Here is a 15,094-nt window from a genome sequence, read left to right as displayed (position 1 = left end):
CGGCTCGCCTCCGCGACCGGGGAGATTACCCAAGACGAAGGCCCGTGTCCATCTTCCTTCGCAGAGAATGTGCAGCGGGCGAGCGGCTCTTGCCGATTCGTGATGCCGGTGGCCGTCCGTCATCTTGACAGAGGCGGGAGAGCAAGGAGCGGCAGCGCCAGGCTAGCGGCCGAATTCCCAGATCAGGCCGGCGACCGGAAGCTGTCTGAGCCAGAAGCCTTCCCGGCGGTCGACCTGAACGGTTCCATCGGCTTGCGGGGTGAATCCAAAGCTCTCGACGCAGCAGACGTTGTCGCGCCCGGTGAGATTGGTCACCTCGACGAAGGCGGTGAGCGTCGAGCGATCCAGGTGGAATTTCTTGCCGGCTTTCAGGTCCAGACGTTGATAAGCGGGGAACCGCGCCGCGTTGCGGCGGCCCAGAACCGGCACGATCGTGACCGAGCCGTCCGGCGCCGTCGCGCTTGTGGCGGCGACTGAAGTGGTGGGCCAGCCGGAGTGATAGGCTCCTCCCAGGTCGAGGCTCCAGGAATCGCCGCGGCGATAGCTCAGGCTGAAATTGAAGGCCTGCCGCTGATCCCAGCTGCGGGGAACCCAGCGGCCGTCGATCTCGTCCTCGGCCGAGGCCAGCGCGTAACTCGCCGACCAGGAGAAAGATCGGCCCCGCTCCGCGGCGAGCAGCAGCTCGACCCCTTGGGCGCGGGCGCGGCTCGGCGCCAGCCGGATCCGATCGGGCTGGACTTCCGGGAAGATCTGAATCGGATTGAGCAGGTTCTCATAGCGCGGGCGCACGTCCCGCATCGCCTTCGAATAGGCCTGCACGCTCAAGGCCAGGCCGTTTCGGAAGAAATGGTCGAACCCCACCAGGCGGTGCTCGCCATGCTCCGCCCCGCGGAATTCGCTCTCGCCTTCCTCGACCGGCAGCTGGCTCACCGTTTGCGATTGCGAGTACCGTCCCCAGGCGGCGCGCACGGCGTTCCGCTCGCCCGGCGCGAACAGGAGGTTCAGGCGCGGACTGATCTGATGCTCTCCCTGCAGAGTCTGCGCGTCCCAGCGGACGCCCGTCTCGACGGTGAGGGCGGGAGTCCATTGCACTCGATGGGTGAGGAACGCGTCGTAGCTCGCTCCGGAAGGAGAGAGGATCATCGAGCGATCGGCCGCCGGCGAGGCGCCTCCGAACAGGGAAGCGATCCCTTCGGAATGGCTGGAGTATTCGTAATCCGCGCTCATCCACTTCGCGCCCGTCCCCCATTTCAGGGAGCTTCGCGGGGAGGTCTGGAGGATCCATTCCTGGCGGAGGCCTTGGGACGAGAACAGGCGTTCGTCTCGGACCTGCGCCATTCCCGTTTCGGCCACGGTCGTCCGGCCCGCTCGGCTTCGTCCGACCCGGCCATAGAAGATGAGGGTGCTGGAGTAGAGTCGATCCGTCCAGGGCGAGTCGAAGTGGAGCCAGGCGTACTGGCTGGCGTTCCGGGAGGTGACCCTGTCATCGCCCGGATCGCTCGCGAAATCGACGCTCTCAAGCGTTGCCAGGACGTCGCCGCCGAGCTGCGAGCCGCCCTTGCCGTGAAGATCGAACTTGGCGAGCACGTCTTGATAGGTGGGGCTGATGTCCTCCCCGCCCGGATCGACGATGTCGAGGACGGAGTCGGGGTACCAGGTCCGGCCGGAGACGAGCCACCCTCCCTCGGCGTCGCGGAAGGGGCCGCCGGTCAGGAGGGCGGAATCGATCAGGCTTGTGCTCGCCAGCGTCCGATCGGCGTTGTCGCGATCGACGGTGGTGAGATCGACGATTCCGCTGAAGTGATCGCCGTACTCCGCCGTGAAGCCCCCGGCCAGAAAGTCCGCCCTGGCGACGGCCCGGGCGTCGATGATGCTCGAAAAGCCCAGGAAGTCCCGGAGGTGGACCGGCTCGTCGATCTCCAGCCCATCCAGCAGCACCAGGGTCTCGCTCGGATCGCCGCCCCGCACTCCGAGCGCGGCCGATTTGTCGGCTGTCACCATCCCGGGGGAGCCGGCGAGGGCGCGCTGGACGTCGTCCCCCAGACGGGACTTGCGCTGAAGATCCTCATGGTTCAGGGAGCGGCGCGTCTCGGGCTGATCCCCGCCGGGTGGCGCCGGCCCCGACTCGACCTGGATGCGCTCACGCAGCGTGGCGAGCAGGGCCAGGTCGAGGCGGATCTCGGTGACTTTCCCCGGCAGGACCGCAATGTCCGGGAAGCGCTGCCTCGGCAATCCCGGCGCCTTCACTTCCAGCGTGTACCGGCCCGGAGGAACTTGCAGAAGCCCGAAGGCGCCGTCCTCGCCCGAGGCGCCGCGCACCTCCGTTCCGGCCACGAGAATCTGCGCTTCCCGGACGGGCCGTCCATCGCCTTGCGCCCGGACGATCCCGGAGACGCCGCTTGGAGGTGGGGCCGGATCTCCGGCCGGCACGATGAGGACCGTCCCGCCGGGACCGTCGGCCGAGGCAAGCCCGAAGGGCGCCAAAAGACGCTCGAGAATGACGCGCGGCTCTCCCGCCTCCGGCTCCGATCGGACGATCATCTCCGGCCGAACGAGATCGCTGCTGTAGATGAGGTGAAGGCCCCGGGTTCGCAGGTCTTCAAGCACTTCCGAGAGCGGGCGTTGCGCGTACCTCGGCGCCTCCGTGGGAGCGGCCCGCGGGAAGGAGCTGCTTCCGGCGAGCACGGCGATCCCGATCGACAGGAGCAGCCGCCTGGGGGTCAAGGCACCATCCGCATCGTGGACCCTTGATGTGAGCGAGCTCTAGAGGGGAGTTTACGGTGAATCCGAGGTGAGTCAAGTGGAGAGTCTCATCCAGAGTCCCGGGCATTGTGCACCGCGGGCCGCAATGCCAAAAAACCGACGCTCGCCTCCCGGCAGTGCTCATTTTCCGGTCTCTGCCGCCGAATCGATGAACAGCGTGTTGCCGTCGAGGCGGGAACGGAGGCCGCACGTCGGCAGCACCGTCGCCGGCATCTCATCCGGCCGCAACCCCTCGACCGACCCGTGAAGCACGATTCCCGATTTGCTCGCAGCCGCCGAAGGATCGGTGAACCTCACTTCCCATCGGGTCTCCCGGGCGACCCACTCCAGGAACTCTCCGAGCGTCCGCCCCTCGAGCCGGAAGGAGGGAGCGATCGCCAGCACCCAATCCCATTCCTGGCCGTGCAGCGGAATCGGTTCGGTCCGCAGGGCTCCGAGAGGGTCGAGCGTGATGCGGAACCCTTCCGGCGCCTCGTACGATCGGCCCGCATGGCTCAGTGTCGCGACGCCCTCACGCACGCTGACGCGGAGCCGCGCCTCGGCGAGGCGCACTTCGAACTGAGTCCCCCGATCCCGCACGCGGCCCCATCGCGTGACGATCTCGAGAGGATCCTCCCCCCCTCTCCGTCCCTCGGTGTCGACGTAGAGAGCCCCTTCGAGCAATTCCAGGGCGGACCCCGAGATCCACTTCAGACGGGTGTTCACGTCGACGCGCAGGGAAGCGCCCGTGGCGAGGCGCAGAGCCGCCCGCCCCTCGCCGTCGGTCTCGAGCGGCGCTCCGGCGAAGACTGAGTCGCCGGCCGTCAAGAGACGCCGATCCGGCCCGCGGACCGATCCCTCCACCCTCTCGACTTTGGCCGGCGCGCTCGCCAAGGTATCCGGAGGGAGGGGATGCGGTCCCCTCAGACCGATCGCCACGGCGAGGAGTCCCGCGGCGGCAAGCGCGCCGGCGAGCCAGGGCAAGCTTCTCCGCCGTCCCCTGGACTTCACGGTGCGCCGCCACTGCGCGTGGGCGGCTTCCCGAACGCGCTCGGCCCTGGCCTGGGGAACGGCGGGGCGCGGTCCCGACAGGCGGAGGAGGCGGGCGAGCGTCTCCTCGCCCGGAGTCGGGGAATCGTCCGGCGGGTCGGGTGTGTGTCGGTCGTCGATCATCGCGCGCCTCGCTCTTTCGGGGATAGAAGCCTCGAAGATGCCTGCGGGTTTCCCAGCAGGACCGTGAACGTCTCGCGAAACGCCTCCCGGGCCCGCGTCAGCAGCGATTCCGCGGCCTTCAGGCCGATTTCCATGCGCTCCGCGACCTGCCGTACCGACATTCCCTGGATGTACTTCCATTCCAGCACGTCGCCGTAGGAGGCGGGCAGCGAGTCGAGAGCGACCTGCACCAGACGGGCGATCTGCTCCCGCTGGATCTCGCCTTCGGCGCTCCGATCCGCCGCGGCGGCGAGCGACTCCAGCGCCGAACGGATCTCGGGGGAGTCCTCGATCAGGCTCTCGGGGCGGAGCCGACCCTGCCGCCGGTAATAGGCGCTGATTTCGTGCCGGCAGAAGGTGCAAAGCCAGGTGAACAGGGCCGCCTCGCCCCGGTAGGTGGCCAGCTCCTTGATGGCTTTGCAGAGCGTGGATTGCACGATGTCTTCCGCCGCGTCGTCGTCGCGGCCGAGGCGGGCCAGGGCGAACCGGTAGAGGCGGGCGAAATGGCCCTCGAAGAAGACGCTGAAGGCCTCTTCCTCGCCGGCGAGCATCCGTCGGACCAGCTCGCGATCCTCAGTCGCCGCCATGACGCCTCCGGGAGCTCATCATCTGTTAGAGCGATGGATCACGGCCGATCCTTCGATTCCCCTCACGATGGTTCGCGGTGACTATAAATCAACCGCCGTTTCTGGCATGCTGAGGCCATGATCCGCTGCCCCTCGTGCGCCGGCGAGGTCCCCGCAGGCCACCGCTTCTGCGGCACGTGCGGGAGCTCTCTGCCTTCCGACGTCCAGGACGAGACCCGAACCGTCGTCCGCCGGGCCGAGTCGGGCGCGGGCTCGCCGGCGAAGTCCTCGCCGGGCGAGCCGCTCGAGGCCCGTTTCCCGCCCGGCACCATACTCGCCAGCCGCTATCGAGTGGTCGGCCTTCTGGGCCGGGGGGGCATGGGGGAAGTCTATCGCGCCGACGATCTTAAGCTCGGGCAGCGAGTTGCGCTGAAGTTCCTGCCGCAGGCGGTGGAGGGAGATCCGCGGCGTCTCGGGAGGTTCCTGAACGAAGTCCGGATGGCGCTGCGCGTCAGCCATCCTCACGTGTGCCGCGTCCATGACGTGGGCGAGGCGGAGGGGCATCACTTCATCTCCATGGAATACGTCGACGGAGAGGACCTGGCGTCGCTGCTGCGCCGGATCGGGCGGCTCCCGCAGGACAAGGCGATCCAGGCCGCCCGTCAGATCTGCGCCGGTCTGGCGGCAGCGCACGATCGAGGGATCCTCCATCGCGACCTGAAGCCTGCCAACGTCATGCTGGACGGCAGGGGACAAGTCAAGATCACCGATTTTGGCCTCGCGTCGGCGGCCGACGCGCCGGGGACCGAACTCGGAGCCGGCACTCCGGCGTACATGGCTCCCGAGCAGCTCGACGGGAAGGCAGCCACCCTGCGCAGCGACCTCTACGCCCTCGGCCTCGTCCTTTACGAGATGTTCACGGGGAAGCCGGCGTTCGCGGGCAAGAGCCGCGCCGAAATCGGACACCGCCGCGCGACCCCTCCTTCGAGCCCCTCGAGCCATTTGCACGACATCGATCCCGCCGTCGAGCGCGTCATCCTCCGATGTCTCGAGGTGGATCCCAAGAACCGCCCCGGCTCCGCTTTGAGCGTGGCCGCCGCCCTGCCCGGCGGCGATCCCCTGGCCGCCGCTATCGCTGCCGGCGAGACTCCTTCCCCGTTGCTCGTCGCCGAGGCGGGGCCGTCGGAGGGTCTCGAGCCCGGCGCGGCCGTCGCCTGTCTCGCCGTGGTTCTCATTGCGTTGGCGCTCGCCGTCGCGCTTTCCGGCCGGCTGGTCCTCGTCCGCAGATCGATCCTGAGCAAGCCTCCGGAAGCTCTCACCGACAAGGCCAGAGAAGCCATCCAATTGGCGGGATGGAAGGAGGTGCCGGCGGACAGCCTCTTCGAGTTCCACGCCGATGACGACTATCTGGCCTACCTGCGAAGACATCCCGCTTTGCCCGACCCATGGGAGATCCTGAAGAGCGACCGTCCTCCCGGCCTGCTCTTCTGTTATCGACAGAGCCCGCGTCCCCTGCTAAGACTGGGGGCCGGGATCATCGGTAATTGGAATGTCGATCCACCTTCGACCCTTCCCGGGATGGTCCAGGTGGAGCTCACCCCCGCCGGAAAACTGATGTCCTTCGCGGCGGTGCCGCCCGAAAGGAGCGACTCGACCGAACCGCCGGGGGATGCGAATTGGACTCCCTTGTTCGCGGCGGCCTCACTGGATCCAAGAGCGTTCACCGAAGTGCAGCCCATCTGGACGCCGCGATCCTTCGCCGATCGGCGCATCGCCTGGAAGGGAGTCTATCCCGAGGCCCCGGAGACGAAGATTCGGATCGAAGCCGCCTCGTACCGCGGGCGCCCGATCGCCTTTCGGATCATCTCGCCGTGGAGTGCTCCGGAAGAGTCCAGGTCGCCGGAATTGAGCTTCTGGGCCCGCGCCCGCGGCCTGGTGAGCAGCGTCTGGTTTGCCGTGACCCTGATGGGGGCCGCGCTCGTCGCTTCCCGAAACGTCCGCCTCGGCCGGGGCGATCACCGAACCGCGCTGCGCCTGGCCTCCTGCATGGGTGGGGCGCGCCTGCTCTGGCTCGCCGGTGCCCAGCACGTGCCCGGCAACGCCGAGGTGTTCGTCTTCATGAGCCACCTCGCCTGGGCACTCTACTACGCCGGCCTGACCTATCTTTTTTACCTCGCCCTGGAGCCCTACGCTCGAAAACTCTGGCCCCGCATGCTGGTTTCCTGGATACGCCTGCTCGGCGGTGCCTTCAGGGATCCGCTGGTGGGCAGGGATCTTCTCATCGCGGCGGTCTTCGGGACGGTGTCTTCGCTCATTCGGCGGGGCTCCGAATGGAGCCATCTGGCTTTCGGCATCCCGGGAGCGCCCCTGGAGACCGGCTTCTTTTCGCTCGAATCCCTCCGCGGCCTGCGCCAAGCTTTCACGGCGGTAGTAGCCGTTCCCACTCGGACCGTGCAGGTGACGTTCTTCGGGATCACGATGTTCCTCGTCCTGCGCCTGCTTCTCCGGAAGACCCCTCTCGCGATCATCGCGATGAGCGCCCTCGCCCTCGTTCTTTTCAATCCGGGTGCCGACAACCCCTGGCCCTTCCTCATCGGCTTCACGACCGGGATCGCCCTGTTCTGGATCGTGTTCTTCCGATGGGGACTCCTCGCGGTGGTGCTGGGAGGCTGCGTGGAGGATCTTCTCACCCAGCTGCCTTTGACCGTCGATCCGACGGCATGGTATTCCGAGGTCACGCTCTTGGTCCTGCTGATCGTCCTGGGAATCGCCGTGTGGGGCTTCCGCGTCGCCGTAGGCCGACGGACGTTGTTCAGCGACGAAATCGCCGAGCCCGGCGCGGCGTTGGGATAGGCGCGAGAGAAGGTCCGCGACGGGAGGGGCGCTGACGGTGAGGCCGGGCACCTCGATTTACAGCCCACGCGTCGGCGTCTTCGTCGTTGCAATCGCCCTCGCAGGTCGACACGCCATCGCCGTCCTGGTCGAAGCCCTCGTCCACGGCCGCCAATCGCTGGGCTCGCGGGATCTTCAGGAAGAAGAAGGCGATTCGGTGTGAGAACGGGGCGCGGAGCGGAAGGAGAAACCGACGGAAAGCCCGTAGTCTTCGGCGGTTTCGGAAAGACCCGCGAAGAAAGCCGTCCGGAGCCGGGTGACCGGTGAGAGCTGACGGTCGTAGCCCAGGCTCACATCCTCAAGGGCGGCGCGCCCCTCGATCACCGACTCCCCCCGATCGTAGAAGAGGTTGAGCCAGGAAGATTCGCCCATCCGCCACTGGGTGCCGGCGCTGAGCCAGAGGGTGTTCCGATAATCGACTGCCGGCGGATCGCCGCGAACCACGTAGCGGATCTCTCCCAGCAAGCTCCACCGGCTTCCCAGGGGCTGGATGATCCCGCCTCCGGGACCGTAGTCGGTCTTCCCCGTCCCTAGTCCGGTTTCCTCGCTCCCGGTCGGCAGCTTGATCCGCAGCCCGGCAAAGAGCCAGGGAGAACGGCCGCCTCCTTCCTTGAAGTAGAAGTCGTCCTGGATCACGACGTCCCCCAGGCCGGTTTCGGTCTGCCGGCCCCCTCCTCCCGAGGGGATGACTTCGCCGCCGGCGAAGGTGACCGGCTGATCGGTCTGGATGGACAGGAACGGCACGGTGACCTTGAGCTCATTGCGCCGGGATTGGGTCGTCAGGATCAGGGGCAGGTAGGAGATGCGGGTCTCGATGCCGCTGCCGAAGTCTCCGGAGAAATAGGCGGGAAGAACCCGGAAGTCGGCCACCACCTCCGCCCGCGCCGGGGGAGCGAACCATAGAAATGGGAGAAGGAGGACAAGCCTCCTTCTCCCGGTCGTTCTGAGCAACGAAGCGCGGCTCGCGAGGACTCGAACGAGGGTCCTCCGACTCTACGGCTTTCCCGTAGGATGATCCGGCTTTTCCGCCCGTTCGGGCAGCTGCGGGCGATCCGGGACTTCGGGTCGCTCGGCCTTCTCGGGTCGCTCCGGCTTTTGCGGCCGGTCGGGGTGATCGGGCCGGTTTATGGTCTCGTGACCCGGCTTGGCTCCAGCGATCAGCCCGTCGAGCTTTTGAAGGGCCAGCGCCCGCTGCGCCTGCATCTTGGTGATCGCCGACTCGACGTGAGTCATCGCCTGTTCCGGGACCTTGCCGAGCAGATCCTGAAGGGTCGCGACGCTCTTCTCGAAAGACGCCGCCAGGGTCTCGCGGGCGTGGGTCAGGCCGGTCGTCGGACTCGGGGGGGCATCCTCTAGTTGAGCCTTTCCGTTGCCGGCTTTCTGGGAAGCGGACTCCGCACCGTCATTGTCACTCTTGGCAATCGCCGCCAGAGCGGTCTCGCGCCCGTGCTGCGAAGCGAGGATGGCGTCCTGCACGGCGGGAAGGGACTGGGCGGGCAGCTTGGAAAGCAGATCGGTCAAGATTTGAGTTTGCGCCGCCGTGGCTTCGGCGATGCGCGCCGCGGCGTTCTCCTTGCCGGTTTGCTCCGGCGCCGCCGCGAACAGGGGCGTCGCCAGCAACACCAGGACAAGGGCCGCGGGTACGAGAAGTGCACGATGTTTCATAGGACCTCCATAAAGAATGCCGGGCTGATGACCTTATACAATGACAATTCCATCCAGGCAAAAGATCGATCCCTCTTTCCTGACATTGAAAGAGAAAGTGTACCCGCGAGGCTTTTTCCCGAGAGCAGGGAACTCATTAAGCGCCAGCGGTTCGCGGTATGTGTCAAATGGTTGACTGGCCGGAACGCGGCTGATTCTTTTCGGAGCAATCCGTGCGTTTTTAGCTCGCTCGACGCTTGATCCAAGGGAACCCAGGGACGACATTGGGTGCGGCCGGCGAAGTCATGAGCCGTCGTCATTCCCGACGACCATGCGGGGAGGAGCCACGATGGAGCGGTTGCTGAAGAAGAGCGTGATGACCGTGCTCGGAGTCGTCGTGATGCTGGGATGGTGGACGGTCCGCGGCTGGTTCGAGGGCAAGGCTTCCGCCGAGTCGCTGTCGCACATTCCAACCAAAGTCTGGGACGGAGGCGGGGGAACCGTCGTCTTGGAAGCGGAAGCCAGCGAGCCGGCGAGAGTGTCGGCCAGCTTCGAGACCGATCTTCAAGTGAACGATCCCAACCACAAGTTTCTGGAGTCCTGGGAAAGGATCGATGCCGGAACGCGCACCTTCGCCATCGAGGTACCGCAGCACGTCGGCGGCACCGTGGAAGTGAGCATTGAGAATCCCAAAGTAGGATCCAAGGTTCGCGTCGCCATTCGCGTGAACGGTCGGGTCGTCGCCGAGGACTCCCTGACGCTCGATGAGCCGCTCAAGCCCGGATACGGCTTCTTCGCCCAGCTCGAGCTGGGAGACTATTCGACCGGAAAGCTGGCGGAGGACTGAGCCGATTCGTCGCCAGGATCGCGCCTCCATGTGGTGGCCGTGCTTCGGAAAAGCATTGCGTGAGGCGATCACCCGAAGTATCCCCCGCGATGACTCTCCGAGGGCACGGGGGAACCGAAGCCGCCCACCTCGCTCCGGCGCAAACCCATGGTCGCCAGCGCGGCATACCAGACGCGGCGGACGGTCGGGCCACTACCGAAACCCAGGTCGGGAAAGCTCTGAGTCCGAGACGAGGCGGGGAAACGACGTCGCGAAATCGGTTCTCGGAAGGCCGCTCAGCTCCGGCCGACTCCCAACGCGTCGGCCACCCGATTGATGTAGTTGAACCAGGAGGCGATGAGGGTGATCTGCAGGATCGCCCGATCGTCGAATCCGTGATCGCGAAGCCGCTCGTGGTCCGCCGGGCCGATGGTCGTGGCATCCGTGGTCAGCTTGCCGACGTAGTCCAGCATCGCTCGATCCGCTGCGCTGATGGGCGCGTGCTCGTAGTCGAACTGAAGAGCCTGGACGAGCGCGTCATCCAAGGTCACGCGACGCAGGAACTCTGCGTGGGAGGTGATTCAATAGTGGCAGCGGTTCAGGATCGACACGCGCGTCGTGATCATCTCGTGCCGCCGGCGGCTCAGCGGCAGGTCCGGAGACATCAGGACCCCGAAGGTCGCGAAGGCATGGTAAAGCGCCTCGGGGATCAGGCTGTGGGACGCCACGATTCCCGAGACTCCGTCGTCCGTCGGCTGGACGGGCTCGGCGTACTCCAATGGGTAAAGCTCGCGCTGCGCGTCCAGGGCGCGGCGCAGAGTCTCCGACGCCTCGGAGAGCGGCACGGTCTTGATCCAAGTCATCTTAGAGTCCTCCCTGAGAATCCCGGGCTCGATGGTCCCCGCTCCTGACCGCGCCGTCCAGCCCCGCCGCCGGCGCGCGGCACCCCGAAATCGCCGGGCCGTTTGCCGGCGCGCTGCCGAAGAGCTTTCGACCCTGCGATCGACTTCCGCAGGTGGCTAGGCGGAAGGGGGGCTGTTCATGAGGGGCGGCGAAGCGCGTTTCACCGGGCGAATCCGCTTCCAAACGCCTCCTTCGCTGTAGCATTCCCAGCCCCACCTCAGCCACCCGAGCAGCGCGACCGAGAGCCACAGCGACCACAGCAGCATCGCCAATCGATACAAGAGGAGCGGCACGGAGAAGACCCACGGGCGCGCCAGAAGACCGGCGGAATGATCCTGGTACCAGCGGAGTACCGTGCCGGTCGATCCATTCCCGGTGATTTGCATCTCCGGCGCCCCGAGAAGCCCCCGCTGGATCGACCAGAAGAGGCCCGCCAGGGCGACGAGGGTGAGTCCGGCCAGAGCAACCTGGATGAGGTCGAACCATTCGGCGCGCGCCGCCCCGCCGCGCATCTTCCGGAGGCCGAGAGCGAACAGCCAGATGGCCACCAGCAGGGAGACCGGCAAGGGCGCCTGGGTCAGGCCGAGGCTCAGCAGGAACCAATGATGCCAACGAAGAGGGGTGAGGCGCGATCGCCCCAGCAGGAGCGAGACGATCAGGCTGACCGCGAGAAATCCCCAAAAGATCACCGCCGGCCCCAGACGAGGCCCGCCCACGAAGAGCGTCCACCGATTCGCGGGCATTTCGACCTGGATGCCGCTGTTGACGCTCGCTTCTCCCAGGTCGACGGTCGAGGTCCGGAAAAACGCCCGGATGCCGTGCGGCTCGCGCCACACGACCGTCGCCTTTTGGGCGCCGGGGGCGATCGGCACCGTGAGCCGGCGTCCCTCGAGCCGGAGCGGCTGGGCGGCGCCGTCGAGGCTTACCGACTGGAGCTCCGATCCTTGCGGAAGAGTGATGGCGTGCTGACCGCCGCGGCTGCTGCGAAAGGAGAAGTCCAAGGTCGCGTCGGTGGCCCTCAGGCCGGGAGAAAGCCGCAGGTCGGTCCGATCGATCGTGAGAGTCCTTCCCGGCACGCCGGCAGGGCGGGAGATATGCAAGGTGACCGTTTCTCCGGGCCAAGGATGCCATTCGCGAATCCGCGCCGGAGCAGCCTGGAACCGGTGCACGATCGGGATCCCTTCCGCCTCGGCATGCCAGGTGGCGCCGACCGCCACCCGCCAGACCTCGGCCCAAGCGTCCGTCAGGGGCGCGCGCAACGCGATCACCGGTTCCTCGGCCAGAGAGGATTCCCAGGCCACCTCCGCGGTGTTGGGCGACAGGCTCACGAGCGCCGAGGCGTCCTTCACCCGGACGTCGGCCGTGGTCACCGATTCGCCCGGAAGAAGCGGGATCTCGAGAACGATCGCCGAGCCGCCCGGGCCGAGGCGAGCCACCCGTGTCCGAGCCTGCCACCGGAGCCCCAGCTCCAGCTCGCGCTCGACCCGGACGAAGGGAGGGAGAGACTTCGATTCCAAGGCGCGCGCGGCGCGCTCCGTGGTCCGCTGGCGCACCAGCTGCAGGGTGCCCTCGGAGCGGCCTCCGCCTTGCAAGCCGACGAGGCGCCAGCCCTCCGTGCGCGCCGTCACCTGGTGCGGCCGGAGCGGCAGGGGGATCTCGAAGGTGTCGCGATCCGGGAGGGGGCCCTCCAGGACGACTTGATGCGCGCCGGGTCCGACCGGCATCCAGAGACGCCCCTCGGCGTCTCGCAGCAGTCCCGGCGCCGCCGCTCCATCGAGGAGAACCCGCTCCGGCCACTCGGCGCTGTCGCCGGGGAGAGGAACCGCGGTCTCGGCGGCCGAAAGGATTTCGAGCCGCAGGCGCAGATCGGACCCTACGGCCTCCAGCCGGAGGCGGGGGCTGGAGGCGCACTCCGGGTAGCAATCGGGCTTCGCCAGCAGGCGGCCGCGAAGCGACTCGAGGATCTCCCCCGAAGGGATCTCGGCGCGGGCCGCACCGGAGCCGAGGCAGAGAACGAGCAGCCCGATCGCGGCGCGGGCCGCGCCGGGGCGGAGGAGAAAAGACCACCCTCCTTCCCGGGAGCCGAGCATCATCAGCCCCAAAAAGAAAATGAAACCGACCCGGAGAAAGGCCAGGACTCTGCCGACCGCCGGCGGAAGAAGGAACAGGCGCAGGCGCTGGGCCCGCTCGACGGGACCGCGCCATCGCAGATGGACCTCGCGCCACGACCAGGCGGGAAGTCCAGGGCCGGTCTGCACCGTGGTTCTCGGGTCGTGATAGAGAAGATTCGAATAGCCCTCTTTCCCGACGCGTCCCTCCCGGTCGCGCTGCCCATAGGAGGACGCGCTTCCGAGCATACCGCTCGCCACGCCGCCGGCTTCTTCGGCTTCGTCAACTTCCTTCTTGGATTCCTCTTCCACGTTCCCGCGCGTCGGCGCGGGAGCGACTTGCGGAGCCTCCGGCAAACCCGCGCGTTGGTAGCTTGCCATCCAGGCGTACGGCTCCTCCAAAGCCGGATAGATCGCCCCGCGCACCTGACCGATCGTGAAGGGAATCGCCACCAGGATCAGGCAGACCACGGCGATCCCCAGAAGCACGCGAAGCGCGCTGCGGAACTTCCCCTCGGGGAAAATCCGGACCAGTGCGACCGATGCGAGAACTGCGACCCAAGTCCAACGCGGCGCGCCGGGCTCGATCCAGGTCAGCCCCAGGGCGATGAGGGTGAGGCCGGCCGCGGGCACGCCCCATAGCCGGCCCGCCGAGACCACCAGGATCAGGACGAGGAAGATGTCGAGAAGCGTCCAGGATGAGATCCAGGTTGGAGAGACGTCGTCCACGCCCGAGGCGTGAAACAGCCGCCAACCCGGCCCGAGGTGCAGCACGCCGGAGACTTCACGGAAGTCCTGGGCCCAGCCGACCGCCGGCAGCACCGTCATCTTCGTGGGGTAGCGGGCGTCGGCTTCGAGGTGGAGATTTCCCTGGCGCACTTCCACCCCGGCGGGCGCGCGATCGCCCAGGCGGGTGATGAATTGATCCTGGCCGTCGATCGCCACCCGCCCGAGCACCGCGGGAGCCTGCATCTCCAGCCGCCAGGCGCGCGACAGCGACCCCTCCATCGTGTCGTGCACCGTGCCGCCGCGCCCGTCGAAATCGAGCCACCAGATCCGCTGCAGCGCCAGCTGATCGGGGGCCGGGTCGGGGTCGCCGCGGCGTTTCTCGACGAGAGAGAGCCGGTCTCCCGCTTTCACCAGGAAAGCCGGGAGCTGCTTCCATTCGTCGGGTAGCGCCGTCTGCTGCGGATCGATTCCCGGGACCCCTTCCACCGTGGCGACGCGCAGATCCGGCCGCGCGGCGAAGACCCAAACCTCCTGATCGTCCCAGGGCCCGCCCGGCTCGGGCCGCGTCACCGTGTCGGCCCGGCCGGCGCGTCGCGCCACGATCTGGAGGACGAACCGGCCGGGACGCACCTGCACGCGAAGCCGGCCGTCCCCTTCGAGCCGCGCGGGGAGCGGCCCGCTGATCGACAGCGGGACGAACCCCTCCGGCAGGGCGCGGCCGAGGAGCTCCTCGCGACTCTGTCCGGACACGGCGAGCTCCACCCGCGTCGTCAGCATGAGCGGCACGTCATCGAGCAGATGCCGCAGGACGACGATCTCCAGCCGGCTTTCGGCTTCGGCGCCGCCGGCCTTCTTTTCGAGCCAGACGCGCCCCTGCTCGTCGCGGGCCGGGAATCGCACCGGCCGGCCGCGCAGCATCAGGCGCAGCAATCCCGTCCCGGCGGGCACCGGCAGCAGCGGGGGAGGAGCGTCCCACTCGAACGCGCCGCTCACCGTGTGCCTCCCTTTCGGCAGCCGGATGCTGGGAACCCCGTCTCGGCCGACGACCGGCGCGCCTCTTCCGTCGAGACGCACGTCGAGCGGCCAGGTGTCGCCATCTCCGGGCAGGCCCACCCACCCTTCGGCTTGCGCCAGCCATTCCTGATTGAACCGTCCCGATCGCTCTCCCAGATCAAGAGTCAATCGCGCCGGCCAGACGCATTGCCGGGAGTCCTTTTTCCCTTGAAAGAAGGGGCAGCGCTCCGCCTCGTGGCCGTAGAGCGTCCAATCGATCCAGGGGCGTAGCGGCTCGGGGGTCGTGTCGCGGGACGAGGGGCGACCCAGGGCGGCGTCGCAGGAGCAGAGGACGAGAAGGATGGAGAGCGCAAGTCGCTTCATGATCCTCCCGGTGAAAGGGGCGCAGGAATGGATCGGACTTCGGTCGCTGCCGATGCGTCGAATCAGGAACGGAAGCACGCGCGTGGCGAATTGTT

General features: G+C 67.4%; 11 protein-coding genes. 3 read left to right on the top strand and 8 right to left on the bottom strand.

Features of this window, described 5'->3' with window-relative positions; translation table 11 throughout:
- Positions 1 to 162: 162 nt before the first annotated feature.
- From VGR67_09235 to VGR67_09225, 3 genes are all read right to left on the bottom strand, one after another.
- Entirely contained in the window at positions 163 to 2,724 is a 2,562-nt protein-coding gene (locus VGR67_09235) for a TonB-dependent receptor (protein HEV8336586.1), read from the bottom strand.
- Positions 2,725 to 2,883: 159 nt separating this feature from the next.
- Positions 2,884 to 3,915 carry a FecR family protein gene (locus VGR67_09230; protein HEV8336585.1) on the bottom strand — a complete coding sequence of 344 codons (1,032 nt, stop codon included), beginning with the start codon at positions 3,913 to 3,915 and terminating at the stop codon, positions 2,884 to 2,886.
- Complete coding sequence (locus VGR67_09225) at positions 3,912 to 4,541, bottom strand: sigma-70 family RNA polymerase sigma factor (protein HEV8336584.1); 630 nt, start codon at positions 4,539 to 4,541, stop codon at positions 3,912 to 3,914. Before VGR67_09225 ends, VGR67_09230 begins: the two co-directional genes overlap by 4 nt.
- Positions 4,542 to 4,658: 117 nt before the next feature.
- Between VGR67_09225 and VGR67_09220 the strand changes: the two genes are divergently transcribed.
- Both VGR67_09220 and VGR67_09215 read left to right on the top strand, forming a co-directional pair.
- Entirely contained in the window at positions 4,659 to 7,373 is a 2,715-nt protein-coding gene (locus VGR67_09220; GenBank protein ID HEV8336583.1) for a serine/threonine-protein kinase, read from the top strand.
- 37 nt (positions 7,374 to 7,410) lie between these two features.
- Positions 7,411 to 7,575: a hypothetical protein gene (locus VGR67_09215; GenBank protein ID HEV8336582.1), complete on the top strand. Its 165-nt coding sequence runs from the start codon at positions 7,411 to 7,413 to the stop codon at positions 7,573 to 7,575.
- On the opposite strand, the gene VGR67_09210 is transcribed toward VGR67_09215, so the two are convergent.
- Complete coding sequence (locus tag VGR67_09210; protein ID HEV8336581.1) at positions 7,548 to 8,282, bottom strand: transporter; 735 nt, start codon at positions 8,280 to 8,282, stop codon at positions 7,548 to 7,550. The two genes, VGR67_09215 and VGR67_09210, sit on opposite strands and share 28 nt — an antisense overlap.
- A gap of 123 nt (positions 8,283 to 8,405) precedes the next feature.
- Positions 8,406 to 9,077: a hypothetical protein gene (locus VGR67_09205; protein HEV8336580.1), complete on the bottom strand. Its 672-nt coding sequence runs from the start codon at positions 9,075 to 9,077 to the stop codon at positions 8,406 to 8,408.
- 328 nt (positions 9,078 to 9,405) lie between these two features.
- Between VGR67_09205 and VGR67_09200 the strand changes: the two genes are divergently transcribed.
- A complete protein-coding gene (locus VGR67_09200; GenBank protein ID HEV8336579.1) occupies positions 9,406 to 9,903 on the top strand; it encodes a hypothetical protein in 498 nt (165 codons plus the stop codon).
- A gap of 275 nt (positions 9,904 to 10,178) precedes the next feature.
- Here VGR67_09200 and VGR67_09195 read toward each other — a convergent pair whose 3' ends face one another.
- The 3 genes from VGR67_09195 to VGR67_09185 all read right to left on the bottom strand — a co-directional run bounded on the left by VGR67_09195 (position 10,179) and on the right by VGR67_09185 (position 14,999).
- Positions 10,179 to 10,433 (bottom strand): peroxidase, encoded by a 255-nt coding sequence (locus tag VGR67_09195; GenBank protein ID HEV8336578.1) that lies wholly within the window; start codon positions 10,431 to 10,433, stop codon positions 10,179 to 10,181.
- 30 nt (positions 10,434 to 10,463) lie between these two features.
- Positions 10,464 to 10,745, bottom strand: coding sequence for a hypothetical protein (locus VGR67_09190; protein HEV8336577.1), 282 nt, complete (start codon positions 10,743 to 10,745; stop codon positions 10,464 to 10,466).
- 156 nt (positions 10,746 to 10,901) lie between these two features.
- Positions 10,902 to 14,999 carry a hypothetical protein gene (locus VGR67_09185; GenBank protein ID HEV8336576.1) on the bottom strand — a complete coding sequence of 1,366 codons (4,098 nt, stop codon included), beginning with the start codon at positions 14,997 to 14,999 and terminating at the stop codon, positions 10,902 to 10,904.
- Between the last annotated feature and the right edge of the window lie 95 nt (positions 15,000 to 15,094).

The organism is Candidatus Polarisedimenticolia bacterium, assembly GCA_036004685.1.
In the GTDB taxonomy this organism is placed as follows: Bacteria; Acidobacteriota; Polarisedimenticolia; order Gp22-AA2; family AA152; genus DASYRE01.
This window is presented reverse-complemented; position numbering and strand designations above follow the sequence as displayed.

Excerpts from the sequence above, each read along its gene's own strand:
- VGR67_09230 (HEV8336585.1), bottom strand. The coding sequence starts at position 3,915 with ATGATCGACGACCGACACACACCCGACCCGCCGGACGATTCCCCGACT.
- VGR67_09225 (HEV8336584.1), bottom strand. The coding sequence starts at position 4,541 with ATGGCGGCGACTGAGGATCGCGAGCTGGTCCGACGGATGCTCGCCGGC.
- VGR67_09220 (HEV8336583.1), top strand. The coding sequence starts at position 4,659 with ATGATCCGCTGCCCCTCGTGCGCCGGCGAGGTCCCCGCAGGCCACCGC.
- VGR67_09205 (HEV8336580.1), bottom strand. The coding sequence starts at position 9,077 with ATGAAACATCGTGCACTTCTCGTACCCGCGGCCCTTGTCCTGGTGTTG.
- VGR67_09200 (HEV8336579.1), top strand. The coding sequence starts at position 9,406 with ATGGAGCGGTTGCTGAAGAAGAGCGTGATGACCGTGCTCGGAGTCGTC.
- VGR67_09190 (HEV8336577.1), bottom strand. The coding sequence starts at position 10,745 with ATGACTTGGATCAAGACCGTGCCGCTCTCCGAGGCGTCGGAGACTCTG.
- VGR67_09185 (HEV8336576.1), bottom strand. The coding sequence starts at position 14,999 with ATGAAGCGACTTGCGCTCTCCATCCTTCTCGTCCTCTGCTCCTGCGAC.